At 71.6% G+C, this 26322-nt stretch carries 28 protein-coding genes; 20 read left to right on the top strand and 8 right to left on the bottom strand.

Features of this window, described 5'->3' with window-relative positions; genetic code table 11:
* Positions 1-32: 32 nt before the first annotated feature.
* Positions 33-1097 carry a hypothetical protein gene (locus tag ACIO9J_RS38835; protein WP_402009832.1) on the bottom strand — a complete coding sequence of 355 codons (1065 nt, stop codon included), beginning with the start codon at positions 1095-1097 and terminating at the stop codon, positions 33-35.
* A gap of 138 nt (positions 1098-1235) precedes the next feature.
* Here ACIO9J_RS38835 and ACIO9J_RS38830 point away from each other — a divergent pair, with 138 nt between their 5' ends.
* The 8 genes from ACIO9J_RS38830 (at position 1236) to ACIO9J_RS38795 (ending at position 7724) form a co-directional block, all read left to right on the top strand.
* On the top strand, positions 1236-1670 hold the full coding sequence (locus ACIO9J_RS38830; RefSeq protein WP_402009830.1) for a VOC family protein: 435 nt from the start codon (positions 1236-1238) through the stop codon (positions 1668-1670).
* 229 nt (positions 1671-1899) lie between these two features.
* Complete coding sequence (locus tag ACIO9J_RS38825) at positions 1900-3120, top strand: methyltransferase (RefSeq protein ID WP_402009829.1); 1221 nt, start codon at positions 1900-1902, stop codon at positions 3118-3120.
* Positions 3121-3286: 166 nt separating this feature from the next.
* Positions 3287-4561, top strand: a complete 1275-nt coding sequence (locus tag ACIO9J_RS38820) for a Cmx/CmrA family chloramphenicol efflux MFS transporter (RefSeq protein WP_402009827.1) — start codon at positions 3287-3289, stop codon at positions 4559-4561.
* Positions 4558-4980, top strand: a complete 423-nt coding sequence (locus tag ACIO9J_RS38815; protein WP_402009825.1) for a RidA family protein — start codon at positions 4558-4560, stop codon at positions 4978-4980. Before ACIO9J_RS38820 ends, ACIO9J_RS38815 begins: the two co-directional genes overlap by 4 nt.
* A 29-nt stretch (positions 4981-5009) precedes the next feature.
* A complete protein-coding gene (locus ACIO9J_RS38810; protein WP_402009823.1) occupies positions 5010-5588 on the top strand; it encodes a TetR/AcrR family transcriptional regulator in 579 nt (192 codons plus the stop codon).
* A gap of 16 nt (positions 5589-5604) precedes the next feature.
* Positions 5605-5877 (top strand): tryptorubin family RiPP precursor, encoded by a 273-nt coding sequence (locus tag ACIO9J_RS38805; protein ID WP_402009821.1) that lies wholly within the window; start codon positions 5605-5607, stop codon positions 5875-5877.
* A 171-nt stretch (positions 5878-6048) separates the two neighbouring features.
* On the top strand, positions 6049-7113 hold the full coding sequence (locus ACIO9J_RS38800; RefSeq protein ID WP_402009819.1) for a cytochrome P450: 1065 nt from the start codon (positions 6049-6051) through the stop codon (positions 7111-7113).
* A gap of 431 nt (positions 7114-7544) precedes the next feature.
* Positions 7545-7724: a hypothetical protein gene (locus ACIO9J_RS38795; RefSeq protein WP_402009817.1), complete on the top strand. Its 180-nt coding sequence runs from the start codon at positions 7545-7547 to the stop codon at positions 7722-7724.
* 25 nt (positions 7725-7749) lie between these two features.
* Here ACIO9J_RS38795 and ACIO9J_RS38790 read toward each other — a convergent pair whose 3' ends face one another.
* The gene (locus ACIO9J_RS38790; RefSeq protein ID WP_402009816.1) at positions 7750-8541 is read right to left on the bottom strand and encodes a class I SAM-dependent methyltransferase; all 792 of its coding nucleotides are present in this window, start codon (positions 8539-8541) and stop codon (positions 7750-7752) included.
* A gap of 399 nt (positions 8542-8940) precedes the next feature.
* Here ACIO9J_RS38790 and sph point away from each other — a divergent pair, with 399 nt between their 5' ends.
* From sph to ACIO9J_RS38770, 4 genes are all read left to right on the top strand, one after another.
* A complete protein-coding gene (sph, locus tag ACIO9J_RS38785; RefSeq protein ID WP_402009815.1) occupies positions 8941-9927 on the top strand; it encodes a sphingomyelin phosphodiesterase in 987 nt (328 codons plus the stop codon).
* Positions 9928-10017: 90 nt separating this feature from the next.
* Entirely contained in the window at positions 10018-10188 is a 171-nt protein-coding gene (locus tag ACIO9J_RS38780; protein WP_055701566.1) for a hypothetical protein, read from the top strand.
* Between the two features lie 309 nt (positions 10189-10497).
* Positions 10498-10893: an ATP-binding protein gene (locus ACIO9J_RS38775; RefSeq protein ID WP_402009813.1), complete on the top strand. Its 396-nt coding sequence runs from the start codon at positions 10498-10500 to the stop codon at positions 10891-10893.
* Positions 10894-11003: 110 nt separating this feature from the next.
* Positions 11004-11873 (top strand): SigB/SigF/SigG family RNA polymerase sigma factor, encoded by an 870-nt coding sequence (locus ACIO9J_RS38770; protein ID WP_402009811.1) that lies wholly within the window; start codon positions 11004-11006, stop codon positions 11871-11873.
* Positions 11874-11926: 53 nt separating this feature from the next.
* Here the strand turns inward: ACIO9J_RS38770 and ACIO9J_RS38765 are convergent, their stop codons facing one another.
* The 3 genes from ACIO9J_RS38765 to zapE form a co-directional block, all read right to left on the bottom strand.
* Positions 11927-12847 carry a polyphosphate kinase 2 family protein gene (locus ACIO9J_RS38765; RefSeq protein WP_402009809.1) on the bottom strand — a complete coding sequence of 307 codons (921 nt, stop codon included), beginning with the start codon at positions 12845-12847 and terminating at the stop codon, positions 11927-11929.
* Between the two features lie 54 nt (positions 12848-12901).
* Positions 12902-14263, bottom strand: coding sequence for a PhoX family protein (locus ACIO9J_RS38760; RefSeq protein ID WP_402009807.1), 1362 nt, complete (start codon positions 14261-14263; stop codon positions 12902-12904).
* Between the two features lie 126 nt (positions 14264-14389).
* A complete protein-coding gene (gene zapE, locus ACIO9J_RS38755; RefSeq protein ID WP_402009806.1) occupies positions 14390-15484 on the bottom strand; it encodes a cell division protein ZapE in 1095 nt (364 codons plus the stop codon).
* A 36-nt stretch (positions 15485-15520) separates the two neighbouring features.
* Between zapE and ACIO9J_RS38750 the strand changes: the two genes are divergently transcribed.
* From ACIO9J_RS38750 to ACIO9J_RS38720, 7 genes are all read left to right on the top strand, one after another.
* On the top strand, positions 15521-16357 hold the full coding sequence (locus ACIO9J_RS38750) for a pyrimidine reductase family protein (protein ID WP_402009804.1): 837 nt from the start codon (positions 15521-15523) through the stop codon (positions 16355-16357).
* Between the two features lie 132 nt (positions 16358-16489).
* The gene (locus ACIO9J_RS38745) at positions 16490-16966 is read left to right on the top strand and encodes an indole-3-glycerol phosphate synthase (RefSeq protein WP_402009802.1); all 477 of its coding nucleotides are present in this window, start codon (positions 16490-16492) and stop codon (positions 16964-16966) included.
* A gap of 154 nt (positions 16967-17120) precedes the next feature.
* Entirely contained in the window at positions 17121-18515 is a 1395-nt protein-coding gene (gene murC / locus ACIO9J_RS38740) for a UDP-N-acetylmuramate--L-alanine ligase (RefSeq protein ID WP_402009801.1), read from the top strand.
* Positions 18516-18534: 19 nt separating this feature from the next.
* The gene (msrB, locus tag ACIO9J_RS38735; protein ID WP_402009799.1) at positions 18535-18942 is read left to right on the top strand and encodes a peptide-methionine (R)-S-oxide reductase MsrB; all 408 of its coding nucleotides are present in this window, start codon (positions 18535-18537) and stop codon (positions 18940-18942) included.
* A gap of 257 nt (positions 18943-19199) precedes the next feature.
* Complete coding sequence (locus ACIO9J_RS38730) at positions 19200-19865, top strand: TetR/AcrR family transcriptional regulator (protein WP_402009797.1); 666 nt, start codon at positions 19200-19202, stop codon at positions 19863-19865.
* Positions 19866-19934: 69 nt separating this feature from the next.
* Positions 19935-20348, top strand: coding sequence for a hypothetical protein (locus ACIO9J_RS38725; RefSeq protein ID WP_402009795.1), 414 nt, complete (start codon positions 19935-19937; stop codon positions 20346-20348).
* A gap of 116 nt (positions 20349-20464) precedes the next feature.
* Positions 20465-21592, top strand: a complete 1128-nt coding sequence (locus tag ACIO9J_RS38720) for a prephenate dehydrogenase (RefSeq protein WP_402009793.1) — start codon at positions 20465-20467, stop codon at positions 21590-21592.
* A gap of 85 nt (positions 21593-21677) precedes the next feature.
* Here ACIO9J_RS38720 and ACIO9J_RS38715 read toward each other — a convergent pair whose 3' ends face one another.
* Genes ACIO9J_RS38715 through ACIO9J_RS38705 form a run of 3 tightly spaced genes read right to left on the bottom strand, consistent with a single transcriptional unit; the run spans position 21678 to position 24160 of the window.
* Complete coding sequence (locus tag ACIO9J_RS38715) at positions 21678-22898, bottom strand: beta-ketoacyl-[acyl-carrier-protein] synthase family protein (RefSeq protein ID WP_402009791.1); 1221 nt, start codon at positions 22896-22898, stop codon at positions 21678-21680.
* Positions 22898-23128, bottom strand: coding sequence for an acyl carrier protein (locus tag ACIO9J_RS38710; RefSeq protein ID WP_402009789.1), 231 nt, complete (start codon positions 23126-23128; stop codon positions 22898-22900). Before ACIO9J_RS38710 ends, ACIO9J_RS38715 begins: the two co-directional genes overlap by 1 nt.
* Before the next feature lie 18 nt (positions 23129-23146).
* Complete coding sequence (locus ACIO9J_RS38705) at positions 23147-24160, bottom strand: beta-ketoacyl-ACP synthase III (protein ID WP_402009788.1); 1014 nt, start codon at positions 24158-24160, stop codon at positions 23147-23149.
* Between the two features lie 275 nt (positions 24161-24435).
* Between ACIO9J_RS38705 and ACIO9J_RS38700 the strand changes: the two genes are divergently transcribed.
* Positions 24436-26232, top strand: coding sequence for a fatty acyl-AMP ligase (locus ACIO9J_RS38700; RefSeq protein WP_402009786.1), 1797 nt, complete (start codon positions 24436-24438; stop codon positions 26230-26232).
* Positions 26233-26322 lie beyond the last annotated feature (90 nt).

Below are 26322 nucleotides of genomic sequence, written 5' to 3'. Positions count from 1 at the left end.
ACGGGAAGGGAGACGCCAGGAACGCCGATGCGTCAGGGCCGCTCCCCGAGCGCCCGCTCCACCCGCTCCGTAGCCAGTCGGGAGAGACGGACGATCTGCTCCTCGTGCGCGGGCAGCGAGCCGAACGGGTTGTAGTCCAGCTTGATGATGACCGTCCCTACGCGGACCAGCGTGGTCGCGCTCATCTGGCGCGTCGTGCCCTTTCCCGTCTCGGAGGCGAGGAGCACGCTCTCGTCGCCGAGACGGGGGTGCGGGGTCTTCCTCCCTCCGTCGGCCGCCACCTGCTCGTCGAACAGGGCGGCGGCGCGGGCCTGTGAGGGGCAGGCGTAGAGGCGGAACCATGCGTTGAGGTAGCCGCGATCGCCCGGGAGGTCCTTCGGGGGGTCGTTCTCGAACCAGGCGCCATCGGGGTGGCATCCGGTCTCGCGGTCCTCCGCCGCCACGTGGTCCTCGTCGTCGTAGACCGTCCAGCCGGACCGCAGGCTCTCCCGGGTCGGCACGGCCGCATCGACCTCCTCAGGCGTGAGCGTCGCGTTCCCGCCCGTACTGCCGTTGCTCCGGGCGTCGTCCTTCCGCGCCCCGGTCGGCTCGGCGCGCTCGCCCTCGCTCCGCTGGGGTCGGGCATCGGGCGAGCCCTCGTCCGTGATGACCCGTACGCCGCCGTACACGCCGAGAGCGATCAACGCCGCGAGCACCAGCGCCGCTATGGAGAGGAACGTCCACCCGCCGGGCGTGTTGTGCACCGTCAGCGGGCCCAGTGAGATCTGACTGCGTGACAGCCGGCTGCCGGTGATGACCACGGCGTCCCGGGTGTAGGTCGTCGAAACGTCGAGCCGCGACGTCAGTTCGCGCCGCAGTTCCTGGTCCGCCTCGATCTCCTCGCGCAGGACCGCCTGCGCCTCGGACCGTGCGGTCGCGCTCTCCGCGTCGGAGTCCAGCCCCGCCAAGGCGCCTCGCCCCCGCTCGGTTCCACCGAGACGGGCCCGTACCAACTCGCTTACGGCCGCGCCCACTTCCTGCCCGACACCACCTGCCGCCCCGGTGACCACCGCGGTGAGGGCGCCCACCGCTCTTTCCGCAAGTTCCGTCGCTTCCATACGCCCCCCACTCGGCAGCCACAAGGAGCCTAGAATGCCGCCCCGCCTTCGCGTGCACATTCCAAAATCACGCCGTCTTCCGGTCCTCACGGTCCGCACCGGTCCTCGGACACTCGGCTCCAGCGACGAAAGGTCCCCATGCGCTCGTCCCTCTACAACGTCGCCGTCGACTGCGCGAACGCCTACGAACTCGCGCAGTTCTGGAGCAAGGTGGTCGGCCACCCCTTGAACGACGACGACTTCCCCGGCGAGTCCACGGCCGTCGTACGGCTCCCGACGGGCCTGCGGCTGTACTTCGCCGAGACTCCGGAGGCGAAGGCGGCTCAGGCCGCGGGGGCCGCAAGGGTCCCCAAGAACCCCCTGCATCTGTGCCTCCAGCCCGACGGGCCGCGTGACGTGGAGGTGGAGCGGCTCAAGGGCGTGGGCGCGACGGTGCTCGCGGACCGGCGCACGCCGGACGGCAAGGGGTGGGTGGTCTTCCAGGACCCGGAGGGCAACGAGTTCTGCCTGTTGCGCAGTGAGGCGGAGCGGGACGCGGGGGAAAAGTGTTTGTCGGGCGGGGGCGGGATGTGACACCGTTCCGGTCATGACTCTGGGCATGGTTGTCGGCTGACTTCCGCTCGCGCGCCGCGACGCGGGAGTTCCGCCTGCCCTGAAGTGGTTCTGGTCCAGGGATCTGCCCCCTGGGTTCCGAACTCGCTCCGAATCGCTCCGGCCTTCCGGCCGCGACCCCTCAGGCTCGCTCCTCTCCTCGTCGCCGCGCTCTTCGTGCCCCTGAGCCTTGCGATCACGAGGAGTCCTGATGCCTGCCCGCATCGAGTGGACCGACAGCCACAGCGACAGCAGCGACACTAGTAGCACCAGCAACGCACATACCTCTCAAGCCCGTTGGCACTCCGAGAGTCGCGCCCCCGTCCCCCGCCGCGTCGTCGTGGCCGATGACACGACCGACGCCGCCACCGCCCACCGCCTCGCCTGCGAAGGCACCGCCCTGCTCTGGCGCGGTGACTTCCACGGTGCCCGGCAGCTGCTCGCCGCCATCGCGCGCCGCGTCGACCGGAAGGCCCTCGCCCCCGCCCCCGCGCGCACGCCCGCCGAGTCCTTCCACCTGCACCGCCGTGCCAGGGGCCATCGCGCCCGCGTGCTCGGCATGCTGCTCGTACTCCTCGAAGAGAAACGCGGCGAAGGGGAGTACGGCGAAGCGGAGTACGGGCTTGCGCTGCGTCGCGCGCCCGACGTCCGGGCCGCCTGTCGCGCCGCCTACGGTCCGCCCGACGGGCCCGTCGCCGTCTCCCTGCGCGAACTGCTCGGCGTGCTCGGCGCCCACGAATGGCGCCTGAAGGGCGTGCCGGTGCCTGCCCTCGGTGGCGCCAGGATCCATCCGCACTACGGGGTGTTCTCGCCGGTCAGAGGCGAGTACGTCGACCTGGTGGCGCGAGCCCCGCTGCCTGTCGCCGTCCGGCTCGGTGCGGCCCGGCCGCGTACCGCGTTCGACATCGGGACCGGAACGGGCGTGCTCGCGGCGGTACTTGCCCGGCGCGGGCTCGACCGCGTCGTGGCCACCGACATCAACCCCCGTGCCGTCACCTGCGCCCGCGAGAACCTCCAACTCCTGGGATTCGGGGGGCAGGTGGAGGTGGTGAGTGGGAGTCTCTTTCCCGGCCCCGAAGGGGGCGCCGCGCTCGTCGTGTGCAACCCGCCCTGGCTGCCCGGCCGTCCGACCTCCGCCGTCGAGCAGGGCGTGTACGACTCCGGCGGTGCGATGCTCTCCGGCTTTCTGAGCGGGCTCGCGGAGCGGCTGGAGCCGGGCGGCGAGGGATGGCTCGTGCTGTCGGATCTGGCCGAGCATCTCCAACTCCGTACGCGTGCGCAGTTGTTGGCGGACATCGGTGCGGCCGGGCTGCGCGTGGTCGGCCGGCTCGACACCGTCCCGCGGCATCCACGCGCCGCGGACACCGGCGATCCACTGCACGCGGCCCGCGCCGCCGAGGTCACCTCCCTCTGGCGGCTGGCGCCCGCCTGACGGGCGGCGAGGGCGGCGAGGGTGGTCGTCGAGTGCCATCGCGCGCCCGCCCTTCCGTCGTTTTGAAGCGTGCGCTTCATAATGTGCTAGCGTCCCCTCCCGTCAGTTCTGAAGCGCCCGCTCCAAAAGATTCGGAGCGGGCGCCGCGAGAGGGAGGGGCGTCTCAATGCCGCCAGCGGTGTACATAGTTGGGCTCGGCATCTTCACCCAGGGGACCTCGGAGTTCATGCTCTCCGGGCTCCTGCCGGGGATGGCCGGCGACCTCGGGGTCTCGATCCCCGACGCCGGGCTGCTCATCTCGGCCTTCGCGATCGGCATGGTCGTCGGCGCCCCGCTGCTCGCCGTCGCCACGCTGAGCTGGCCCCGGCGTACGGCGCTCGTCTCGCTCCAGGCCGCGTTCGTCGTGGCCCACGTGGTCGGCGCCCTCGCGCCCGGCTACGGCGTGCTGTTCGTGACGCGGGTGCTCAGCGCCCTCGCGTACGCCGGTTACTGGGGCGTCGCCGTGGCCACCGCGGTCGCGCTCGTCCCCCCGGCGGCCAAGGCGCGGGCCGTCGCCGTGGTGGCCGGCGGTCTGACGCTCGCCACCATCGTCGGGGTTCCCGCGGGCACCCTGCTCGGTCAAGTCTCCAGCTGGCGCGCCGCGTTCTGGGCGGTGGCCGCGGCCACCGTGGTCAGCCTCGTCTGCACGCTGCTCTTCGTCCCCGGCGGGCGCGGCGACGGCGAGCGCCCCTCGGTCCGGGCCGAACTGCGCGCGATGGCGCGGCCGCAGCTCTGGCTCTCGTACGCCGTCACGGCCTTCGCCTTCGGGGCGGTCATCGTCACCTTCAGCTATCTGGCGGCGCTGCTGACCGAGGTCGCGGGGGTCTCCGAGGGGTGGGTGCCCGCGGTCCTCGCCCTGTTCGGGGCCGGCGGTCTGGCCGGTGTCGTGATCGGCGGGCGTACCGCGGAGGCCAGGCCCCTCGGCACGCTCGGTCTGGGGCTCGGCGCGCTCGCCCTCTTCTCCGCACTGCTCGCCGTGACGGCCCGGGTGACGGCCGTGGCGATCGTCCTGGTCTTCCTGCTCGGGCTCGTCGGCTATGTCACCAACCCCGCTCTGCAGTCACGGGTGTTCACCCTCGCGCCGGGCGCCCCGACGCTGGTCGGCGCCGCGAACACCGCCGCGTTCAACGTCGGCAACACCGTGGCCCCGCTGCTCGGCGGCCTGACCATCGACGCAGGTCTGGGCTACGCGTCGGTGGCCTGGGTCGGCGCCGCGCTGGCCGCCGCGGGGACGCTGGGCGTGCTGTGGGCGGCGCGGCTCCAGCGGGCGGAACGCGGGAGTCCGGCGACTCCGCTATCCGAGGCGCGGCCCGTGCGTGAGTCCCTGGGGGAGTCCGCGTGCGAGTCGGCCCGCGAGTCCGCCCGTGAGTCCGCCCGTGAGTCCGTGCGGGCGGAGGCGTGAGCGCCGGGGAGCGGTCCGGGCGCACCCGGGTCACCGCGGCACCCGACTGGTACGAGTCGGCGGGCATCTCGCTCGGCATCCGCGTCGGCGACCTGGTCTTCACCTCGGGGCAGGCGCCGGTCGACGCGCACGGCGCCACCGTCGGCGCGGGGGACTTCGAGGCGCAGGCCCGGCAGGCGCTCGCCCAGGTCGGCACCGTCCTCGACCGCGCCGGGTCCGGACTCGACCGGGCCGTGAAGCTCACGGTGTTCGTCACCGACATGGCCCACCAGGACGTATTCGCCAGGCTGCGCGCGGAGTTCTACGTCGCGCCCTTCCCTGCCGAGTCCTTCGTGCAGGTCGCCGCGCTCGCGGACCCCGCGTGGCTGATCGAGATCGAGGCGGTGGGCCTGGTGACCGCTCCGCGAGCAGTTTTGTAAGCATGTTCCAAAACGTTTACGGTGGGGACATGGCCAGGCCACGAGAGTTCGACGAGGAGCGCGTCGTCGGCGCCGCGATGGAGACGTTCTGGCGCCACGGGTACGAGGGCACCTCGACGCGGGACCTGTGTGACAGCACGGGGCTCGGCCCCTCAAGCCTGTACAACACCTTCGGCGGCAAGCGGCAGCTCTATCTGCGCGCCCTCCAGCACTACTACGACACCAGCACCGCCGAGCAGGTCGCCGTCCTGCGCGGGCCCGGCCCGGCGAAGGAGCGGCTGCGCGCCATGATGCTGCTCGCCGTCGACGGGGAGTCCGACGTCCGCGACGAACACGGCTGCTTCGCGATCAACGCGGCCGTCGAGGTCGCCGGGGCCGACCCGGAGGTCAGGGCGGCGGTGCGGCGCACCTTCGACCGCGTCGAGGACGAGCTGTGCGAGGTCGTCGAGGCGGGGCGGCGCGCGGGGGAGATCCGCTCCACCGGCGACGCGCGGACCGTGGCCCGCCGGGTGCAGAGCACGTACTACGGACTGCGGGTCCTCGGCCGCGTGCACGACGACCGCGACGTCCTGATCGCCACGGTGGACGGGGCGCTCGCCGATCTGTGAGGGGCTCCGGCTACTCATGTGTCCCCTGAGGCAACGCAAAGCCCTCCGGCTCCCTCTTCCAGGACGGTCCCGTGGGAGCCACCCGCGTACTCCGGATATGCCCGGCATGGCATATCACCTGCGCGTTTATCAGGTGTTGATCGGATACAGGCACGCTCCGCGGGTCCAAGTCAGTCATGTACCAACGGAATTGACCGGAGGCATGTGCATGAAGATCGTTCGCTCGCTCAAGAAGAGGATCACCGGAGAGAAGAGCCTCAAGGCGTACGCCTGGTACCACTGGTACTAGGCCGGCGAAGTGCTCACCTCGCGCATCCCGCACGCGTGACGGGGGTGCGCAACCCGTAGGGGCGTACCCGCGAGGGACGCGCCCCGCAGGGAAGTAACTCGCCGTCGAGGCCCGCGCCCGGCGTGCCCGGCAAAGCCGCCGGGCGCGGGCCTCCCGCACCTGGAGACCCCGATGCCCCCGACGCCCTCCTCCGGTACCGACCGGCTGTCCAGGACCACCGTCTTCACACCGCGACTCCACGCCCTGCTGCGCGACCACCGCGGCGAGGACGTGTTCCGCCTGGACGCCGACACCGTCGGCGTCGCCGGGCCCGAGCTGACCGACCGGATCCTCGCCGCCCGCCCTGCCACCGAGGTCGAGCGCCCCACCTTCAAGCCGCTGCACGGGCGTTCCATCCAGCGCACCGAGGCGTCCCACGTCATGCAGGCGATCGGCAAGGACGTACGCAGGGCGCTGCGCGAGCCCGTGTCGGGGAACGTCGACCTCTCCGGTGAGTGGCCGCACGTCGGCCACGTCCATCTGCGCGAACTGATCCTGGGCGCCGACCCCTACCGGCTGCGCATCCTGATGGACCGCACCCTGGAACTGACGCCGAAGCTGACCTGGTCGGTGATCGCCGTCGGCGCCGCGCTGCCCGGCGGGCTCCGCCCGGGAGCGCCCGTCACCAGCATCGCGGGGCTCACCGCGAACGCCACGAACTACAGCGACCGCCGCTACGCGATGGGCATGTACCGGCGGGCCGCGGCCCCGGTCTGCTTCACCGTCTCCACGCTCGTCGCCAACGCGTACTGGCTCGGGGCGCCGTTCGCCGAAGGGACGCCGAACGAGCACATCCTCTACGAGTCGATGCGGCTGCTCCCGCCGTCCTGGAACATCCTGCGCAACGCGTCCCCCGAGTACCCGGCCATCGACGACCGCATCGGCGCGGGCGACGACGTCCTGCTGCTCCCGCTGCTCAGCCACCGGGACCCGGCGCTCTGGGAGGACCCCGACGTGTTCCGCCCCGAGCGCTGGGCCGCCCTGGACCCCGACGACCACCCCGGCTACCTCCCCTTCGGCCATGTCTCCGAACGCTGTTGGGGACGGCACATGGTGATGCCGCTCGCCGGTCTGCTGCTCGACATCCTGCGCGCGGACGGTGCGACGGTCGACCCGCGTCAGACCAGCGCGAAGGTGCCCCTCGCCGGTCTGCTCGGGGTCGACAAGGTGCGGCTCGTGCGGTCGGGGCGGAGCTGAGAGTGTGAGTAACGACCCAATGCGAAAAGGGAGTTAGCCTCTGGCGCGCGGGCGGTGCGGCAGGGCATGGTGGGAGTGCGCGGTGCGATGCGCGCACCGTACGGACCCGTCATGGGGTTCGACCGCAGGGAGTGATCGACATGGCTGCGAACCATCGGCGCATGTGCGCCAGTGTTCACGGGAAGTGACCCCGGTCGCCGGGGCCGTCCCGGGACGCGGCTCTGCCCTTGATCGTGACAGCCGAACCTCCTTGCTCCGCCGCACAGTTCGGCACTGATCAGCGTCAGACGCGCCTCCCTCGGCCGCTCGGCATTCCGGATCCCTGATCCGGGGGTCTCCCGACCCGGACGTCCAGATCTCCGCATCACCGGATCTCTGGATCTTCGGCTCTCGCCCTTCGCCAAAGCCTGGCCTGTCGACGGAGGAATCCCATGACCACCATCCTCATTGAAATCGCCGCAGGTACGCCCCAGTTGCTGCTCGTGGCCGTCATCGTGATCGCCGTGACCTTCCTGGCCGCACTCGCCATCGCGGTCCGGGGTACGGCCCCGGAAGAGCGCGCCACCGTCTTACGCGCCTTCGCCCAGATCCTGCCGGTACGAAGGAGGTAGGCCGTGTGCGCGCCGGACGCCCACGTCATGCGCTGGTGGCCTCCCGGCGGAACAGCGCCGTCCACAAGAACGGCTCGCCGAACGACGGCGAGCCGTTCTTCTCGTCGTGCATGCGGCGCAGTTCGAGCTCGGTGAGACCGGCGAAGATCCGGCGCAGCGAGTCCGCGTCGTAGGCGAGTCCGCCGTGCAGCGCGGCCGTGCGGTAGAAGTCCGCGTCGGGCAGTTCGGAGCCCATGCCGTTCTCGCCCGCCGCGAAGCAGGTGAGGGCGAAGTGGCCGCCGGGCGCGAGGACGCGGTCCAGGAGCGCGAGATAGCTGATCCTGCGGTGCGGCGGCAGGTGGTGGAAGCAGCCCGAGTCGTAGACCAGGTCGTACGGCCCGGTCAGCGTGGTCCGCGTCGGCTCGGTCCGTGTCAGCTCGGTCCGGGCCGGCTCGGTCCGCGTCAGTTCGAAGATGTCGCCCTGGTGGAAGCGGATGCCGGCGCCCGCCTCGTCGGCGCGGTCCGCGGCCCAGGCGAGGGCGGCGGGGGAGAGGTCGACGGCGTCCACCTCGAAGCCGAGGGAGGCGAGGTGGAGGGCGTTGCGGCCGGGTCCGCAGCCGATGTCGAGGGCGCGCCCCGGGGTGAGGAGCCCCCGCTCCACGTACGAGACGAGGTTTTCGTCCGGCTTCGCGGCGAAGAACGGCACCGGCTTGGCGCGGTCCGCGTAGAAGCCGTCCCACCAGGCCGCCCCTTCGGTGGTCCACCGGTCGGCCTCGGGCGCGAACAGCCCGTCGAGGAGCTTCATCACGTCGTCGGCCGTGCGAATGTCGCGGTCCATCAAGTCCCCTTACGTAGAGGGTTATTGTAGGTCGCGGCTGCCGAATAGGCCCAGGTCAGAAGGTGTATGCGGGGGTGTGCGGAAGGCCTCCCGCGGGCGTCTGGCGGTCTCCGGGGCGGGCGCCGGACCCACCCGGCCGACCGGGGCCGCACGGGACGCCGACGGCTGCGCGAGGCGCCCGCACGGGGGCGTTTCCGGTCGCGTGGGAGTGGCTTTCCTGGGCTGTCTCCGCGACGTGGGCGACGGGCGCACCCGGCTCCGCGTGCGGCGTTCACGCGAAGTATCCCCAGAAGTAATCACAGCTGGTTGGATGTGCGGACGCCCGGCACGACGGGCGCTTCCGGCCCGGCCGGAACAGCAGCAGCCTTCACTCCACAGCCCCCACTTCCAGGAGTCTCAGTGCCGCACTCAGCGCTGCGCAGGACCCACGCGACCGCGATCTCCACCGTGCTCGCCGCCGCCACGCTCGCCGCCGTCGCCCCGTCCGCGACCGCCGCCGAGGCGCCCGCCGCCCCGCCTTCGCTCAAGGTGCTCACGTACAACACGTTCCTGTTCAGCAAGACGCTGTACCCGAACTGGGGCCAGGACCACCGGGCCAAGGCGATACCGGCCGCGGACTTCTTCCAGGGCCAGGACGTCGTCGTGCTCCAGGAGGCGTTCGACAACTCCTCCTCCGACGCGCTCCAGGCGAACGCCAAGGACCGCTACCCGCACCAGACGCCCGTGATGGGGCGCGGCAAGAGCGGCTGGGACGCCACCGGCGGGGCCTACTCCTCGGTGGCGCCCGAGGACGGCGGCGTGACGGTCCTGAGCAAGTGGCCGATCCTGCGCAAGGAGCAGTACGTCTACAAGGACGCGTGCGGCTCCGACTCGTACTCCAACAAGGGCTTCGTCTATGCCGTCCTGGACGTGAACGGCACCAGGACGCACGTGGTGGGCACCCACACCCAGTCCACCGACCCGGGCTGCGGCAGCGGCGAGGCGGCGGCCACCCGCGCGAAGCAGTTCAAGGAGATGGACGCGTTCCTCGCCGCCAAGAACATCCCGGCCGGCGAACAGGTCATCGTGGCAGGCGACTTCAACGTCGACTCGCACAGCCCCGAGTACGCCTCGATGCTCACGGACGGCGGCTTCACCCCGGCCGACAGCCGCACGGGCCACCCGTACTCCTTCGACACGAAGGACAACTCGATCGCCTCCGAGCGCTACCCGGACGACCCCCGCGAGGACCTCGACCACATCCTCCACCGCAAGGGCCACGCCCGCCCCGCCTCCTGGCGCAACAACGTCGTCAAGGAGCAGAGCGCACCCTGGACGGTCTCCAGCTGGGGCAAGAAGTACACGTACACGAACCTGTCGGACCACTATCCGGTGACGGCGAACTGACGCCCCTTCCACGGGGGCAGGAAATAAACACCCGCTTTCCGGGTTTGTGCGCGAAGGCCGGGAGCACACGGTGGCCAGGAGGTAATAACAATGGTTCCCCTGCTCGTGGTTCTGCTTCTGGCTCTGCTCCTTTTCGGCGCGGGCTTCGCCCTGAAGGCGCTCTGGTGGATAGCCGTCGTCGTGCTGGTGGTGTGGCTGCTCGGCTTCGTGATCCGGCCCGCCGCGAGCGGCGGACGCAAGGGGCGCTGGTACCGATGGTGAAGTGAGTCCGACCGCCCTTTTCGGAGAATGCGTAAATGGGGTGGGCACGGCCTTTCGAGGCCGTGCCCACCCCATTTACGTGCGGACGGAAGGACGCCAGGGGGCGCGCCAGGCCGGATTCCTTCTCGCCCGGTGCGGCCGGGCGTGGGCGGCCGCACGGGTGGGGCGGCGTCGGGGGGAGTGTGGGGCTCTGTGCGGCGGGCAGGCGAAGAGGTACCGACGACATGAGAGCAGTGACTGGACATGTATCTGGACGTGTACGGAGAGAGGACCCACGCCACAGCGGACGTTGCCCGGACGGGGAAGCCGGTGGATGCGGAGGACATCAGTTGCGCGGACGCGAGGTGTGCGGTCCGCGAGGTGCTGGCGGAGGGGCGCCGGGAGCTGGCGGAGGGGCTGCGTGACGACGCGCTGCTCGTGGTCAGCGAGCTGACGGCCAACGCCCTGCTGCACGCGGGAGGTGTGACCGGTTTCAGCGTCCGCCTGCTCGGCGACGAACTCCACCTACGTGTGAGTGACGGAAGCCGGGAAGTGCCGCGCCGCATGACGGTCCCTCGGGGCATGCCGGGAGGTCACGGCTGGATGGTGGTCCAGCGTCTCTGTACGCGCCTGCACGTCGAGGCGGAGCCCGAAGGCAAGACGATCGCCGCCGTGCTGGCGCTCCGTCCGTCGGCGCCGCTGCCACGTGTGACCGTGCGGTGGTGAAAACCTTTCAGGAAACGACAGGTATGTGTTCGCAGTCCGGGGGTAACAGCACGCATGCAGGACAGAGTGGCCAGGTACGAACAGACGACGAGTAGACAGGGGCGGAACACATGCGCACCGTGGCAGTCGACGAGCAGACTCACACCGCGACCGAGGCGGTCGCGGAGGATCTGATCGAGCGTGCCTACGTAGACCCCGCATCAGTCCGTCCGAAGGATGCCCGCGAGATCGGCCGGTCCTTCTTCGACCGTCTCGCCCACCTCGAGGAAGGCACGCACGAGTACAGCTACGTGCGCGGCTGCCTGATCGAGATGAACCTCTCCCTCGTGCGGTACGCCGCCTCCCGGTTCAAGCACCGGGGCGTGCAGGAGATGGAGGACATCGTCCAGGTCGGCACGATCGGACTGATCAAGGCGATCGACCGGTTCGAGCTGTCCCGCGAGGTCGAGTTCACCTCCTTCGCGGTGCCCTACATCACCGGTGAGATCAAACGATTCTTCCGTGACACGTCCTGGGCCGTGCACGTGCCGCGCCGGCTCCAGGAGGCGCGCACCGAACTGACCAAGGCGCAGGAGGAGCTGAGCAGTCGCCTGGGCCGCTCGCCGTCGACGGCGGAGCTGGCGGAGCTGATGCAGCTGGACGCGTCGGAGGTGTCCGAGGCGCAGAAGGCGTCCAACGGCTACACCAGCATCTCCCTGGACGCCGCCGTCTCCGGCAAGGACGACGAGTCCGACACGGTGCTCGCCGACTTCATCGGTGTCGACGAGGAGCGCTTCGAACTGGTGGAGAGCTTCCAGTCCCTCGGTCCCCTCATCGCCGACCTGGGGGAGCGGGAGCGTCGCCTGATCCACCTCCGGTTCGTCGAGGAGCGGACCCAGAGCGACATCGCCGCCGAGATCGGCTGCTCGCAGATGCACGTCTCGCGTCTGATCAGCAAGCTGCTCGCCAAGCTGCGTTCCGGTCTCACGGCGGCCGAGTAGCCGCCGGGCGGATCCGGGCCCCTCAGCTCACCCCTCGCCCCTCGCCCCTCACCTCACCCTTCGCTCAGCAGCCGTTTCCTGCTCTCCTCGACGTCGAAGTCCGCCGCCGGGTAGCGCGGGTCGAGGGACTCCAGGTGTTCGAGGAGGAGCTTGCTGATGGCCCAGTTGCGGTACCACTTGCGGTCCGCGGGGATCAGGTGCCAGGGGGCCGCGTCGGTGGAGCAGCGCTCCAGGGCCAGTTCGTAGGCCTCCTGGTAGGCGGGCCACAGGGCGCGCTCCGCGATGTCGCCCGGGTTGAACTTCCAGTGTTTGTCGGGGTTGTCGAGGCGCTCCAGGAGGCGGCGGCGCTGCTGGGCGTACGAGATGTGGAGGAAGCACTTGACGACGGTGACGCCGTCGTCGGCGAGCGACTTCTCGAAGCGGTTGATCTGGCCGTAGCGGCGGCCCAGTTGGCTGCGCGGGACCAGTTCGCGGACGCGGGCGATGAGGACGTCCTCGTAGTGCGAGCGGTCGAAGATGCCGATCTCGCCGGGCTGGGGGAGCGCCTTCATGATGCGCCAGAGGAAGGGGTGGTTCTGCTCCTCCGGCGTCGGGGCCTTGAAGGCCTTGATGCGGCAGCCGGAGGGGTTGAAGAGGCCGATGACGTGCTTCACCGTGCCGCCCTTGCCGCTGGTGTCCATGCCCTGGAGGACCAGGAGGACGCGGCGTCGGTCGCCCGCCGTGCTCGCCGCGTACAGCCGTTCCTGGAGGTCGGCGAGGCGTTCACCCATCTGGGCGGTGGCCGCGAGGCCCGCGAGCTTGTCGGACTTGCCGGCGGGGCTCCCGGGCGTCGCGGCCGCGTCGTACGAGGAGAGGTCGACCCGCTCTCCTTCGGGGATGCGCAGCAGATCGCGCAGCAGGGGCGGGGCGGCGGAACCACCGGCCTTCTTGCCCCGCTTCTTCGCGCTCTTGCCGTCCTTCTTGGCCTTCGCCACCGCGCACCCCTTCCGGTCGTGTCCCTCGATCGTGCGACGAGGGCCGGGGGGCCGCTACTTGTGCCAGGGCCCCGTCACGGCGAACGTCGTGCCGGGCGTGTAGCAGTTCACGTACATCGTGTCGTGGTCGGGCGAGAAGGTGACCCCGGCGAACTCGCCCCACTCGGGCTCTTCCGGCGTACCGATGTTCTGCCGGCCGCGGGCCATCGGGTAGACCTCGCCGCCGCGCGTCAGGCCGTACACGTGCTGGGCGCCGCCGCCGTCCTCGCACACCATCAGGCCGCCGCTCGGCGCGAGGCAGATGTTGTCGGGGGACTCGCCGGGCAGCTGGATGTCGGTGCTCGGGCCGAAGACGATCACGAGGGTGAGGCGGCGCCTCGCCGGGTCGTAGCGCCAGATCTGCCCGAAGTGGTCGGCCGCCGAGCCCTCCGCGCTGTGGGCGAAGGACGACACGAAGTAGACGGAGGAGCCGCCCCAGTAGCAGCCCTCCAGTTTCTGCGCGTGGGTGATGCCCTTGGGCCCGAAGTCCTGGTCCCTGATGGGCGTCTGGGCGGCGAGCGGGTCGGGGACGTCGACCCATTCGATGCCCTCGAAGCACGTCCCCGTCTCCTGGACGGCGGACAGGTCGGGCACGCCCGGCACCCGCATGGCCTGGAGCCTGCCGCCCGCGCGCAGTGAACCGCGCCCGCCCTCGGGCTTGTCGGGCAGGAACCGGTAGAAGAGGCCGAACGGCTTGAGGAAGGCGTCCTCGGTCTCGTAGACGACGCCGCGGTGGGGATCGACGGCGATCGCCTCGTGCTGGAAGCGGCCCATCGCGGTGAGCGGCACGGCTCCGGTGCGGCGCGGGTCCACCGGGTCGACCTCGAAGATGAAGCCGTGGTCCTTGGTGTAGCCGTTGGTGCCGGCCTTGTCCTCGGTCTCCTCGCAGGTGAGCCAGGTGCCCCAAGGGGTGGGCCCGCCCGCGCAGTTGACGGCGGTACCGGCGATGGCGACGCGTTCGCCGACGACGTCGTTCCGCCGGTCGAGCGCGAGCGCCGTACAGCCGCCCTTGGCCATCGGGTCGTAGGTCAGACCCTTGACCGTGGGTACGCCGATCTTGCCGGTGACCCGGTTCTCGTGATTGCGGACCAGGTGCACGCCGCCGTTCCTGCCGCGGAAGGCGGCCATGCCGTCGTGATTGCTCGGCACCTTGCCCTCGCCGGAGCGGAGCTCGTCGCCCTCGCGCGAGAGCACCGAGTAGCGAAAGCCCTTGGGGAGGTCGAGCAGCCCCTTGGGGTCGGGGACGAGCGGGCCGTAACCGGCTCTTCCGTGTGCGGCCGCGGTCCCCGCGAAGAGTTCCGAGAGGGCGCCGGTGAAGGCGATTCCGGCGCCCAGGGCACCGGAACGGGCGAGAACCTGACGTCGAGTGGCAGACATGTGGGCAACCTCCTGTTGGCGGACAGGAATGTGACCGGATGTGTGTACCACGCGGTCTGTTGCACGGGAACCACGCGCGTAGCCATCGGTTGTCGCCCGTCGTTCCGCCTCCCCGGCGCGGTGGGGCTACTCGCCGACGAGCCCCTTGGCGTCGCGCGCCAGCGCCGTGAGCCGCGAGATCGCACGGAAGTACTTCTTCCGGTACCCGCCGTTCAGCATCTCCTCGCTGAACAGCCGGTCGAAGGGCACACCCGAGGCGAGCACGGGCACCTCCCTGTCGTACAGCCGGTCGGCGAGCACCACCAGGCGCAGCGCGGTCGACTGGTCGGGCACCGGCGTCACATCGGTCAGGCACACCGCGCCGACGCCGTCCGTCAGCGCGCCGTACCGGCTGGGGTGGACCTTGGCCAGGTGCGCGAGCAGATGCGGGAAGTCGTCGAGGGCGGCGCCTTCGTTCGCGTACGCCGCCTTGGTGACCTGCTCGTCGGAGTACGGGGCGGGGGCCTCGGGCAGGCCCCGGTGGCGGTAGTCGTCACCGTCGATGCGCAGCGCCTTGAAGTGGGCGGACAGGCCCTGGATCTCGCGCAGGAAGTCGACCGAGGCGAACCGGCCCTCGCCGAGCTTGCCGGGCAGCGTGTTGGAGGTCGCCGCCAGGGCCACGCCCTGTTCCACCAGCTTGGCGAGCAGCGAGGAGACGAGCACCGTGTCCCCCGGGTCGTCGAGCTCGAACTCGTCGATGCAGAGCAGCCGGTGCTCGCTGAGCGTGCGCACGGTCTGCTGGAAGCCGAGGGCGCCGACCAGGTTGGTGAGCTCCACGAAGGTGCCGAACGCCTTCTTCTCCGGCGCGGCGGGCGTCGCGTGCCAGAGGGAGGCGAGCAGATGGGTCTTGCCGACTCCGTAGCCGCCGTCGAGGTAGACGCCGCGCGGGCCCGCGGGAGCGGCGGGCCTGGACCTGCCGAACCACCGCTTCTTGGCGGCGCCGCTGGCGTGCGCCCCGCCGAGACCGGCGGCGAAGCCGCTCAGGACCCGGACGGCCTCGGTCTGGCTCGGCTGGTTCGGATCCGGGATGTACGTGGCGAAGCGGACCGAGTCGAAGCGCGGCGGCGGCACCATCTCGGCGACCAGACGGTCGGCGGGGACATGGGGCTCGCGGGCGCAGAGGGACAGCGGAGCCGCTTCGGCTATGGGGGTCTGCCCGGGGGCGGCGGTGGAGGACGACACGGTTCCCCACCTTAAGGGGCGTGCAAGACTGCGGATATGCGACGCCTGTTCCCTGTGACCGACCAGACATGCGACCGGAGGGACGCCCGGACGGAGGACCGGACACCTGACCGGACGCGCGACCGTACGGATGGTCGTGCGGACGGGGCGACCGGAGGAGAGTGGGGGCTCGACGAGCTGGCCGACGCGTACGCCTATCCGGGCGGCGACACGCCCTGGCTGCGCGCCAACATGGTCTCCACGCTCGACGGCGCCGCCCAGCACGACGGACGCTCCCAGCCGATCTCCAACGACACCGACATGCGGATCTTCGGCACCCTGCGCGGGCTCGCCGACGTGGTGGTCGTCGGGGCCCAGACCGTGCGCCAGGAGGGGTACCGCCCGGCACGCGCGCGTGAGCAGTTCGCGGCCCGCAGGGCGGCCGCGGGGCAGACCGTCGCCCCGTCGATCGCCGTGGTCAGCGCCAGTCTGGAGCTGGATTTGACGCTTCCGCTCTTCACCGCGCCGCTCGCGCCCACCTTCGTGGTGACCGGCGCCGCGGCCCCCGCCGACCGGATGGCCGAGGCCCGCGAGGCGGGCGCCGTCGTGGTGCTCGCGGGCGAGGGCGCCGTCGTGGAGCCGGAGCGGGTGGCTCCCGCCCTTGCCGAGCACGGCCTGAACCGGCTGCTCACCGAAGGAGGGCCCCGTCTGCTGGGTCAGTTCGTGGCGGCCGGGGTACTCGACGAGCTCTGCCTGACGATCTCGCCGATGCTCACCGGCGGTGACGCCCAGCGGATCGCGGGCGGACCCGCCATCGCGGTGCCCGAAAAATTCGTACTGACGTCCGTACTGGAGGAGGCCGGGTTCCTCTTCACCCGATACCGTCGTACCTGACAATCAGCGGAATCAGCCGTTCCGTTTGCCTTCCGCTGGGCACACTAGATCTCGCAGACCCCGTGCGGCCACGGGGCAGGATGGTTTCCGCAGGGGCCTCGCGACGGCCCACGGAGGAGAAGGGCGCCTGCAGTGTTCACGAGCGTATTGATGATCGAGAAGGCCCTGACGTCCGCCGACGTGGAGTTCGTCACCACCTTGCACGGTGACGAGCAGGTCACCTTCCATGTACTGCTCCAGCCCAGGGGCGACCAGGCGGACCGGCTTCTCAGGGCCATCGACGACGTCGCACTCGGCGAGCTCGACGAGGCGGCGCGCGAGCGGGAGACGCCCGAGGGGCAGGACGCGACGGGCCCCGGCGAACAGGCGGTCCAGGTCTCCCTCGTCGCGCTGCGCGCGGCGGGCTGCGAGGCGACCGGACGGCTCATCGAGGACCACCCCCTGGACGCGCTCAAGACCCTCGTCGACGAGGTGGAGGCCGACGAGGTCATCGTGCTGACCGACCCCCACTACGTGGAGGAGTTCTTCCACCGCGACTGGGCGTCGCGGGCGCGGCACAAGGTGGGGGTCCCGGTGCTGAAGCTGTTCTCGCACAGCGCGGCGGAGTAGCGCTCCGCGGGGCCGGTGAGCCGTCCGCGGGGGCCGCCGTGGCCGGTCGCGCCCCGCGGCGGAGCCGCCGGTGTCACCGTCCCGCGCCCTTCGCGGTGCCCGGTAGCTACTAGGCTGGGCTGCTCAGCTACGTACGACTTGGGGAGACACACGCATGGCACCCGGCCTTCCTACCGCCATGGACCGACCGCACTTCATCGGCATCGGCGGCGCCGGAATGTCGGGGATCGCGAAGATCCTGGCCCAGCGCGGCGCCGAGGTCGCGGGCAGCGACGCCCGGGACTCCGCCACCGCGGAGGCGCTGCGCGCGCTCGGCGCCACCGTCCACATCGGGCACGACGCCGCGCACCTCGCCTCCGACGCGAGCTGTGTCGTCGTCTCCTCCGCGATCCGCGCCGACAACCCCGAGCTGGCCCGCGCCACCGAGCTCGGCATCCCCGTCGTGCACCGCTCGGACGCCCTCGCCGCCCTGATGGAGGGGCTGCGCCCGATCGCGGTCGCGGGCACGCACGGCAAGACCACCACGACCTCGATGCTCGCGGTCACGCTCGCCACCCTCGGCCTCGACCCGTCGTACGCGATCGGCGGCGACCTGGACGTACCGGGCTCCAACGCGCTGCACGGCGCGGGCGACATCTTCGTAGCCGAGGCCGACGAAAGCGACCGCAGCTTCCACAAGTACGCGCCCGAGGTCGCCATCGTCCTCAACGTGGAGCTGGACCACCACGCCAACTACGCGTCGATGGACGAGATCTACGAGTCCTTCGAGATCTTCGCGGGCAAGGTCGTGCCCGGCGGCACCCTGGTCATCTCGGCGGACCAGGCGGGCGCGGTCGAGCTGACCAAGCGCGTGCGCGACCTGGGGGAGCTCAAGGTCGTCACCTACGGCGAGTCCGAGGACGCCGACCTGCGCATCCACAAGATCACCGCGCGCGGTCTGACCAGCGAGGTCACCGTCCTGCTCGACGGCAAGCTGCTCACCTTCACCGTCTCGGTGCCCGGCAGGCACTACGCGAACAACGCGGTCGCGGCCCTCGCCGCGGGCATCGCGCTCGGCATCCCGTCCCGGAACCTGGCCGGCGCCCTGAAGTCGTACACCGGCGTCAAGCGCCGCCTCCAGCTCAAGGGCGAGGCCGCGGGCGTCCAGGTCATCGACTCCTACGCGCACCACCCGACCGAGATGACGGCCGACCTGGAGGCGATGCGCTCCGCCGCGGGCGACGGGCGCATCCTCGTCCTCTTCCAGCCGCACCTCTTCTCGCGCACCCAGGAGCTGGGCACGGAGATGGGCCAGGCCCTCGGCCTCGCCGACTCCTCCGTGGTCCTCGACATCTACCCGGCCCGCGAGGACCCGATCCCCGGCATCACCAGCGCCCTGATCATCGACGCCGCCCGTGCCGCGGGCGCCGAGGTGCGGGCCGCGGGCGACAAGGACGAGGCGGTCCGCGAGATCGCGGGAATGGCGAAGCCCGGTGATCTCGTTCTCACCATGGGCGCGGGCGACGTCACGGACCTCGGCCCGCGGATCCTGGCCGAACTGTCGAAGTAGGAAGTAAGGGGTGCCCGTCATGTCGTACGACGTGGAGAAGCCGGACGAGGAGTGGCGCGCGCAGCTGAGCCCCTCGGAGTACGCGGTCCTGCGCCAGGCGGGCACGGAGCCCGCGTTCGTCGGCGAGTACACCGACACCAAGACCAAGGGCGTCTACTCCTGCCGGGCGTGCGGTGCCGAGATCTTCACCTCCGGCGAGAAGTTCGAGTCGCACTGCGGCTGGCCGAGCTTCTTCGACCCGAAGGACACGGACGCGGTCGAGCTGATCGAGGACACCTCGCACGGCATGGTCCGCACCGAGGTCCGCTGCGCCCGCTGCGGCTCGCACCTCGGCCACGTCTTCGAGGGCGAGGGCTACGCGACGCCCACGGACCAGCGGTACTGCATCAACTCGATCTCGATGAGGTTGACGGCGGACGAGGAGTGACGGCCGGGCGCTGAGGCGCGGTCACGCGCCGAACGCCCTTGGCGGGCGCGGTGGTTCCGGTTCAGTCGCGGACGGCGGTGGCGCTCCGCGATTCGTCGTCGCGCGTCGCCCTTCCGCGCTCCGTCCTCCCGCGGGCCGTGCTCGCGGGGGGCGGCCTTCTCGGCCGCCGCCGAGCGAGGCGCCGAGCAACCAGCCGGTGGGGGAAATTGAACTCGCTGGTTCAATCGGTTTGCATGTGAGGTAGGTACGCTGGCCGGGTGACCGAAGCCAATGTCTCGACCGCGGACAGCCGCCGGACCTCGCGCGGGCGTATCGACAAGCGGCTGTCGATCCTTGACGCGGCCTTCGCCGTCTTCGCCAGGGAGGGGTACGCCAAGGCGTGCGTGGAGGCCATCGCCGGTGAGGCCGGGGTGGCCAAGCCGACGGTCTACAACCACTTCGGCGGCAAGGAGCAGCTCTTCAGGGACGCCATGACCGCCACCGCCGAGCAGGCCACCGCCAAGAGCCTCGCCGTGGTCGCGGGCCTCGGCGGCGACGTGGACGACCTGCCGCAGGCGCTGCGGGACGTCGGGTACCGCCTCCTGCTCCGCTACTGCGGCGAGGACGCCTGGGCGCTGCGGCGGCTGTTGTACGCCGAGATCTCCCGCTTCCCCGACCTCTTCGAGAAGGTCTGGGGCAACGGCCCGAGCCAACTCTCCGAAGCCCTCGCCGACCGCTTCGCGCGGCTCGCGCTCGGGGGCCGGCTGCGGCTCGACGACCCGGTGCGCGCCGCCGAGCAGTTCGTCGCGCTCCTGACGGGACCGATGGAGGGCCGCTCCGTCCTCGGCACCCGGGCGGTGCCCGACGAGGAGGTGCGGGCCACCGTCGCCGCCGCCGTCGAGACCTTCACCCGCGCCTTCGCCGTGCCGCGAGGAGAGGGCTGAGATAAGCCGCCGATAACGGACGTGGCTAGCGTCCGGGGGTCCTCATACGCGGAGACCGGAAGGCGTCCCATGAAGCGACCCCTCAGCGCGGCCCTGCTCACGGTTCTTGTCGGCAGCACGACCGTGGTGATGGCGCCGACGGCCGCGGCGGCGCCGGGCTGTACGACGGTGAAGGACGCCATCACCGGGGCGAGCGGCGAGATCACGATCTGCGTCGAGGCGGACGGCAGGGCGCGGGTGAAGGGCAACCTCGTCGACACGTTGCCCGGTGCTGGTTTCGGGACGCCCGACGGCGTCTGCGCCGCCTGGTGGATCGACTGGGCGACCACCACCGGAGACAGCTCGGGCTTCGAGCTCGTGGTCTGCGGCCAGTGGGACGACAGCCCCGAGGAGGTCTTCGACTACGACCCCTCGGCCGGTGAGAACGGTGTGCGGGGCATCACCGGCCTGAACGAGGTCAAGCTCAACATCATGCGGATGTGACGGGTCAGCGGGTCGCAGGGCGCGGCACGGCGCACCTCGGCGGCGTACATCAGCACTGCCCGGACGCAGGACGAGAAGTAGGGAACACTTCCGTGGGCTCAGCCCCGATGACCTCCATGACCCCTCTCCACACCGTCACGATCATCGGCACCGGCATGATCGGCACGTCCATCGCGCTGGCGCTCGCCGAGCGTCGGGTGACCGTGCACCTCCAGGACGCCAGCGAGGAGGCACTGCGCATCGCCGAGGCGATGGGCGCGGGCACCGTCGAGGCGGCCGGGCGGCCGACGGACCTGGCCGTGCTCGCGGTGCCGCCCCGGCACGTGCCCGGTGTGCTGCGCGACGCGCAGCGGCGCGGTACCGCCCTGCACTACACCGACGTGGCCAGCGTGAAGACGCTCGGCCGCACGGGCCCCGGCGGTCCCGGCTTCGACACATCGAGGTTCGTCGGGGGCCACCCCATCGCCGGGCGCGAGAAGCCCGGCCCCGCGGCGGCGCGCGGAGATCTGTTCCACGCCAAGCCGTGGGTGCTCACGCCCACCGCGCACACCTCCGACGCCACGTCGGGCGCGGCCCGGCGGCTCGTCGAGCTGTGCGGGGCCACGCTCGTGACGATGGACGCGCACGCCCACGACCGGGCCGTCGCCGTCACCTCGCACCTGCCGCACCTGCTGTCCAGCCTCACGGCGCGGCTGCTGCGCGAGGCCGACCCGCACGCGCTCACGCTCGTCGGCTCGGGGCTGCGCGACTTCACCCGGATCTCGGCGGGCGACCCCGAGCTGTGGACGGACATCCTCGGCTCCAACGCGACGGCCGTCCGCGACGCCCTCGAAGTGCTCGCCCGTGACGTCGACACGACGCTGCGCGCGCTGCGTTCGCTGACCGGGGAAGGCGCGGGCCGCGCCGACGCGGCCACCGACGAGGACACCGAGGCCAGGCAGTGGCTGCGCACCGTCCTTGAGGAGGGCCGCGACGGCCGGGCCAGGATCCCCGTCAAGTACGGCCCGCAGGACCGGGTCTTCGCCCAGCTGCGGGTGGCGCTGCCGGACCGCGAGGGCGAACTGGCCAGGCTGCTCTCGGACGTGAGCCGTCGCGGGGTCAACGTCGAGGACCTGCGCATCGACAACGATCCGGAGGCGCCCAGCGGTCTGATCGAGCTCCTCGTCGACGAGACCGAGGCGGACAAGCTCGCCCTGTGGCTGACGGATCTCGGCTGGCAGGTGCACGCGCCGACCCCGGCCTGACCGGTCGGCGGGCACGGCGCGTACGACGACAGCGGGCCCTGACCGTGATCACGGTCAGGGCCCGCTGTCGCCTGTGGGGGGAGGCTCAGGCCGCCTGGAAGGCGAGTACCGCGTTCTGGCCGCCGAATCCCATGGAGTGGTTGAGCGCGAAGTCGACCTTGCCCTCGGTGACTTGCGCGGCCACGTCCACGTTGACGGCGGGGTCCAGGGTGGTGAGGTTCGCCGTCGGGGGCACCACGCCGTGCTCGATCGCGAGGACGGTGTAGACGCTCTCGACCGCGCCCGCGGCACCCAGGAGGTGTCCGGTGACGCCCTTCGTCGAGGTGACGAGCGGGCCGTCGGGGAAGACGCGCTCGATCGCCTCGGCCTCGACCCGGTCGTTCAACGGGGTCGACGTGCCATGGGCGTTGATGTGCTGGACGTCCGCGGGGCCCGCCCCGGCGTCCGCGAGCGCCGCGCGGACGGCCGCCTCGACGCCGCGGCCCTGCGGGTCGGGGGCGCTGAGGTGGTGGGCGTCCGCGCTCGCGCCGTACCCGGCGACGCGCGCGTGCACCCGCGCCGACCTGGCCCTGGCGTCCGCGAGGCGCTCCAGGACGAGGATGCCCGCGCCCTCGCCGCCGACGAAGCCGTCCCGGTCCGCGTCGAAGGGCCTGGACGCCGCCGAGGGGTCGTCCTGGCGGCGCGACAGCGCGCCCATCTGCGCGAAGCCCGCCATGATCAGCGGCGTCACCATCGCGTCGCTGCCGCCGGTGATCACGATGTCGCAGCGGTCGAGGAGCAGCAGGTCGCGGGCGGTGCCGATGGCCGTGGTGCCGGAGGCGCAGGCCGTGACGACGACGAGGTTCGGGCCGCGGGCGCCGCACTCCATGGCGACCTGTCCGGCCAGCATGTTGGGCAGCTGCATGGGCAGCAGCAGCGGCGAGACCCGCGACGCGCCCTCGTCGAGCAGTACTTGGTACTGACGCTCGACGGTGGACTGGCCGCCCTGGGCGGTGCCGAGCACGACACCGACGCGCGGCGCGTCCCACGACGTGGCGTCGAGTCCGGCGTCCGCGAGGGCCTCGTGCACCGCGACGAGCGCGTACTGGACGAAGCGGTCGAGGCGGTGCGCGCGGCGGGCGCCGAGCAGCGCCGCGGCGTCGAAGTCCGGCACCCGGCTGGAGATCCGCACCGGGTTGTCCGCGAGGGACTCGTCGAGGGACGCCGTGGGACGCCCGGCGCACACCGTCTCCCAGTTGGTCGCCACGCCGATGCCGGCGGGGGTGACGAGCCCGAGGCCGGTGACGGCGATGTCGTGACGGTCCATCAGGCCCTCGTGCCCGCGTTCTCCATGAGGCCCACGACGTCGCCGAGGGTGGTGACGCCGGTGAGGGACTCCTCCGGGATCTCGAAGCCGAGCGACTTCTCCAGGATCAGGCTGAGCTCGACCAGGGCGAGCGAGTCGAGCTCGGCGTCGGCGAGCGTCGTCTCGGGGGTGAGGCCCTCGACCGGGACGTGCAGCTGGTCACCGAGGATGGCGAGCAGTTTGTCGAACATGCGGATCTCCAAGCGTTTTCAGAGGACGGGGGACACATCGGGCCAGACGAGGGTGGTGGCGCCCCAGGTGAGACCCCCGCCGAAGGCGGTGAGCAGCACCCGGTGGCCGGGGCGCAGGGTGCCGTCGGCCGCGGCGTCGGCGAGCAGGATCGGCACCGAGGCGCCCGCGGTGTTGCCGACCCGCTCGATGTTGGTGGCGCGCCGCTCGGGCGGGATGCCGACGAAGTCCGCCACGGCCGACGTGATGCGGGCGTTGGCCTGGTGGGCGACGAGCAGGTCGACGTCCTGCGCCGTCCAGTCGGCGGCGGCGAGGGCCTCCGCGCAGACGACGGACATCCGCGTCACCGCGTGCCGGAAGACCCGGCTGCCCGCCATCCGGAAGTACCGCTCCTCGCGGGGCAGCGGACCTTCGGTGCGGCGCGCGCCGCCGCTGGTGCCGACGGCCACGAGGTCGGCGTTCTCGCCGTCGCTGCCGAGCAGCGTCCGGCCCACGGCGCCGGGCTCGTCGGGGGTGCCCGCGCGCAGCACCACCGCGCCCGCGCCGTCGCCGAAGATGGGCGCCGTCGTACGGTCGTCGGGGTCGATCAGGGTGGTGAACGCCTCCGCGGCGATCACCAGGACGTGTTCCGCGGTGCCCGCCGCGATCAGTCCGGCGCCGGTCGCCAGGCCGTACAGGAACCCGGTGCACACGGCCGACACGTCGAAGGCGGCGACCCCGGTCAGACCGAGCCGCGACGCGACCTCGGGCGCCGTCGCGGGGCAGGGCCTGTCGGGCGTGGTGGTGGCGAGCACGACGGCGTCCACGCGGTCGCGGCCCGCCGACTTCAGCGCCCGCCGGCCCGCCTCGACGGCGAGGTCGGCGGTCGTGGTGCCGGGGGAGATGACGTGCCGGGTGGCGATGCCGGTCCTGGACCTGATCCAGTCGTCCGTCGTGTCCAGACGTCGCACGAGATCGTGGTTGGACACCGTGTTCGGCGGCAGATGGGCGCCCACTCCGGCGATCACTGCCGTGTTCGTGCCCGCTGTTGTCATCCGGCACTCCTTGGACGGGGATCCGCGCTCGGCGGCCCGGGACTGCGGTCCGCGGGGATTCCGACGGCCCACCGGTCGAGCCGTCTCAGTCTCGGTTCGCGGGATATGGGGTGCGTATCGCCCTGTTATCCGCTGGTCCCGGGCGGCGGATGGCTGGTCGATACCGGGCGCATAAGGCGTTTCCCTACGGTCGTGCGGCAGTGTCAGAAGCGCCTCTTCGGCAAGCGCACCCTCGGCCGCGCGCCGCCCGCCGGCCCCGGACGACGTGGAGAACGATGACCGACGTACGCAAGGCGTCCAGCCTGTCCCAGGTCCTGCGCGGGCTCGCCCGCTCGCGGCCCGAGGAGGCGGCGGTGATCCACATCAGGGTCCCGGACACCGACGACGGATTCGACACGCTGACCTTCGCGGCCCTGGACCGGGCGGCCCGCGAGCTCGCCGGGCGGCTGCGCACGGAGCTCGGTCTGGACGCGGGCGACCGGGTGCTCCTCCAGTACCCGTCGGGCACGCAGTTCCCGATCGCCTTCTTCGGCTGCCTCTACGCGGGCCTGATCACCGTGCCCGCCCCGCTGCCCGGCCGCAACCGGCGCGAGCGCCTGCGGGTCAAGGGCATCGTGCGCCAGGGCGGCATCCGCGCGATCCTCACCGACGGGGAGAACCACCCGGCGGTCGCGGAGTGGGCGCTCACCGAGTCCCTCGACGACGTGCCGCTGCTCGTGACCGCGGGCGAGGGCCTGCCGGGCGACGAGGCGGCGTACGACGGCGGTGCCGGGGACGACGAGGCGGCGAGCCTGCCCGGCGACGCGGCGGACCCCGAGACGCCCGCGCTGATCCAGTACACCTCGGGTTCGACCTCCGACCCCAAGGGCGTGGTGATCACCCACGGCAATCTGCTGCACAACGTCGCGGCCATGGGCGAGAGCTTCGCCGTCGCGCCCGGCGCCCGGCACGGCGGCTGGATCCCGCTCTACCACGACATGGGCCTCATCGGTCATCTGCTCACCGGCGTCCTGCTCGGCAGGGGCGTGGTCACGCTCAACCCGATCACGTTCGTGCGCCGCCCGCACCAATGGCTGCGCGCCATCGACCGGTTCGACATCGGGCACTCCAACGCCCCGAACTTCGCGTACGAGTTGTGCGTGCAGCGCATCACGGACGAGCAGATCGAGGGGCTCGACCTGTCGCGCTGGCGCTACGCGATCAACGGCTCGGAGCCCGTACACGCGGCGACGCTGCGGGAGTTCACCGAACGGTTCGCCCCCTACGGCTTCCGGGCCGACGCGCTCGTGCCCTGCTACGGCATGGCGGAGGCGACCCTGTACGTCTCCGGATCCGTGCTGCGGGAGCCGGTCACGCTGGTGGCCGACGCCGAGTTCCTGGAGAAGAACGAACTCGCCCACGCGAGGTCCGCCGGGGCCGGCGAGGCCACCGACCTCACGACCCGCGAGCTGGTCAGCTGCGGCGTGCTCCACGACCTGGCCTGCCGGATCGTGGACCCCGTCAGCGGCGAGGGCCTTGCGGAGGGGCAGGTCGGGGAGATCTGGCTGAGCGGTCCCAGTGTTGCCAAGGAGTACTGGGACAACGCGGAGGCCACCGAGGAGATCTTCGGCGCCACGCTGGACGGCGACCGCTATCTGCGCACCGGCGACCTCGGCGCGCTGCTCGACGGCGAGCTCTTCATCACGGGCCGGATGAAGGAGACCCTGATGATCAACGGCCGCAACCTCTACCCGCAGGACGTCGAGCACGAACTGCGCGCCAAGCACCCGGAGTTGGCGACGATGCCGGGGGCCGCCTTCACGGTCATCGAGGAGCGCGGCGGCCGCCACGAGGAGGCGCTCGTGGTGGCCCAGGAGGTCACCGGACAGCTCCCCGAGGAGGAGTACGCACGGCTCGCCGCCGACATGAAGCAGACGGTCAGCCGCGAGTTCGGACTCGCGGTGCGCGGTGTGGCGCTGCTGCGCAGGGGCAGCGTCCGGCGCACGACGAGCGGGAAGATCCAGCGCGTGGCGATGCGGGAGCTCTATCTCGCCGACGCGCTCCAGCCGCTGTACGCGGACTGGCAGGACTAGGGTCTTTCGTTTGGATCAGGCCGGGCTCGCGGGGTCTGGCACGCCCTCCCCCAAGCTCTCGGCTTCGCTCGAGCAGGGAGGTGCCCCCTC

Source organism: Streptomyces sp. NPDC087300, from assembly GCF_044744425.1.
Lineage (GTDB): Bacteria > Actinomycetota > Actinomycetes > Streptomycetales > Streptomycetaceae > Streptomyces.
The sequence above is the reverse complement of the archived record's forward strand: the minus strand, read 5'-3'. Positions and strand labels throughout refer to the sequence as shown.

Excerpts from the sequence above, each read along its gene's own strand:
- ACIO9J_RS38825 (WP_402009829.1), top strand. The coding sequence starts at position 1,900 with ATGCCTGCCCGCATCGAGTGGACCGACAGCCACAGCGACAGCAGCGAC.
- ACIO9J_RS38830 (WP_402009830.1), top strand. The coding sequence starts at position 1,236 with ATGCGCTCGTCCCTCTACAACGTCGCCGTCGACTGCGCGAACGCCTAC.
- ACIO9J_RS38835 (WP_402009832.1), bottom strand. The coding sequence starts at position 1,097 with ATGGAAGCGACGGAACTTGCGGAAAGAGCGGTGGGCGCCCTCACCGCG.
- murC (WP_402009801.1), top strand. The coding sequence starts at position 17,121 with ATGGCACCCGGCCTTCCTACCGCCATGGACCGACCGCACTTCATCGGC.
- ACIO9J_RS38710 (WP_402009789.1), bottom strand. The coding sequence starts at position 23,128 with ATGTTCGACAAACTGCTCGCCATCCTCGGTGACCAGCTGCACGTCCCG.
- ACIO9J_RS38795 (WP_402009817.1), top strand. The coding sequence starts at position 7,545 with ATGACCACCATCCTCATTGAAATCGCCGCAGGTACGCCCCAGTTGCTG.
- ACIO9J_RS38705 (WP_402009788.1), bottom strand. The coding sequence starts at position 24,160 with ATGACAACAGCGGGCACGAACACGGCAGTGATCGCCGGAGTGGGCGCC.
- ACIO9J_RS38790 (WP_402009816.1), bottom strand. The coding sequence starts at position 8,541 with ATGGACCGCGACATTCGCACGGCCGACGACGTGATGAAGCTCCTCGAC.
- msrB (WP_402009799.1), top strand. The coding sequence starts at position 18,535 with ATGTCGTACGACGTGGAGAAGCCGGACGAGGAGTGGCGCGCGCAGCTG.
- ACIO9J_RS38770 (WP_402009811.1), top strand. The coding sequence starts at position 11,004 with ATGCGCACCGTGGCAGTCGACGAGCAGACTCACACCGCGACCGAGGCG.
- ACIO9J_RS38700 (WP_402009786.1), top strand. The coding sequence starts at position 24,436 with ATGACCGACGTACGCAAGGCGTCCAGCCTGTCCCAGGTCCTGCGCGGG.
- ACIO9J_RS38715 (WP_402009791.1), bottom strand. The coding sequence starts at position 22,898 with ATGGACCGTCACGACATCGCCGTCACCGGCCTCGGGCTCGTCACCCCC.
- ACIO9J_RS38800 (WP_402009819.1), top strand. The coding sequence starts at position 6,049 with ATGCCCCCGACGCCCTCCTCCGGTACCGACCGGCTGTCCAGGACCACC.
- ACIO9J_RS38780 (WP_055701566.1), top strand. The coding sequence starts at position 10,018 with ATGGTTCCCCTGCTCGTGGTTCTGCTTCTGGCTCTGCTCCTTTTCGGC.
- ACIO9J_RS38720 (WP_402009793.1), top strand. The coding sequence starts at position 20,465 with ATGACCCCTCTCCACACCGTCACGATCATCGGCACCGGCATGATCGGC.
- ACIO9J_RS38725 (WP_402009795.1), top strand. The coding sequence starts at position 19,935 with ATGAAGCGACCCCTCAGCGCGGCCCTGCTCACGGTTCTTGTCGGCAGC.
- ACIO9J_RS38805 (WP_402009821.1), top strand. The coding sequence starts at position 5,605 with ATGTGTCCCCTGAGGCAACGCAAAGCCCTCCGGCTCCCTCTTCCAGGA.
- ACIO9J_RS38750 (WP_402009804.1), top strand. The coding sequence starts at position 15,521 with ATGCGACGCCTGTTCCCTGTGACCGACCAGACATGCGACCGGAGGGAC.
- ACIO9J_RS38820 (WP_402009827.1), top strand. The coding sequence starts at position 3,287 with ATGCCGCCAGCGGTGTACATAGTTGGGCTCGGCATCTTCACCCAGGGG.
- ACIO9J_RS38810 (WP_402009823.1), top strand. The coding sequence starts at position 5,010 with ATGGCCAGGCCACGAGAGTTCGACGAGGAGCGCGTCGTCGGCGCCGCG.
- ACIO9J_RS38760 (WP_402009807.1), bottom strand. The coding sequence starts at position 14,263 with ATGTCTGCCACTCGACGTCAGGTTCTCGCCCGTTCCGGTGCCCTGGGC.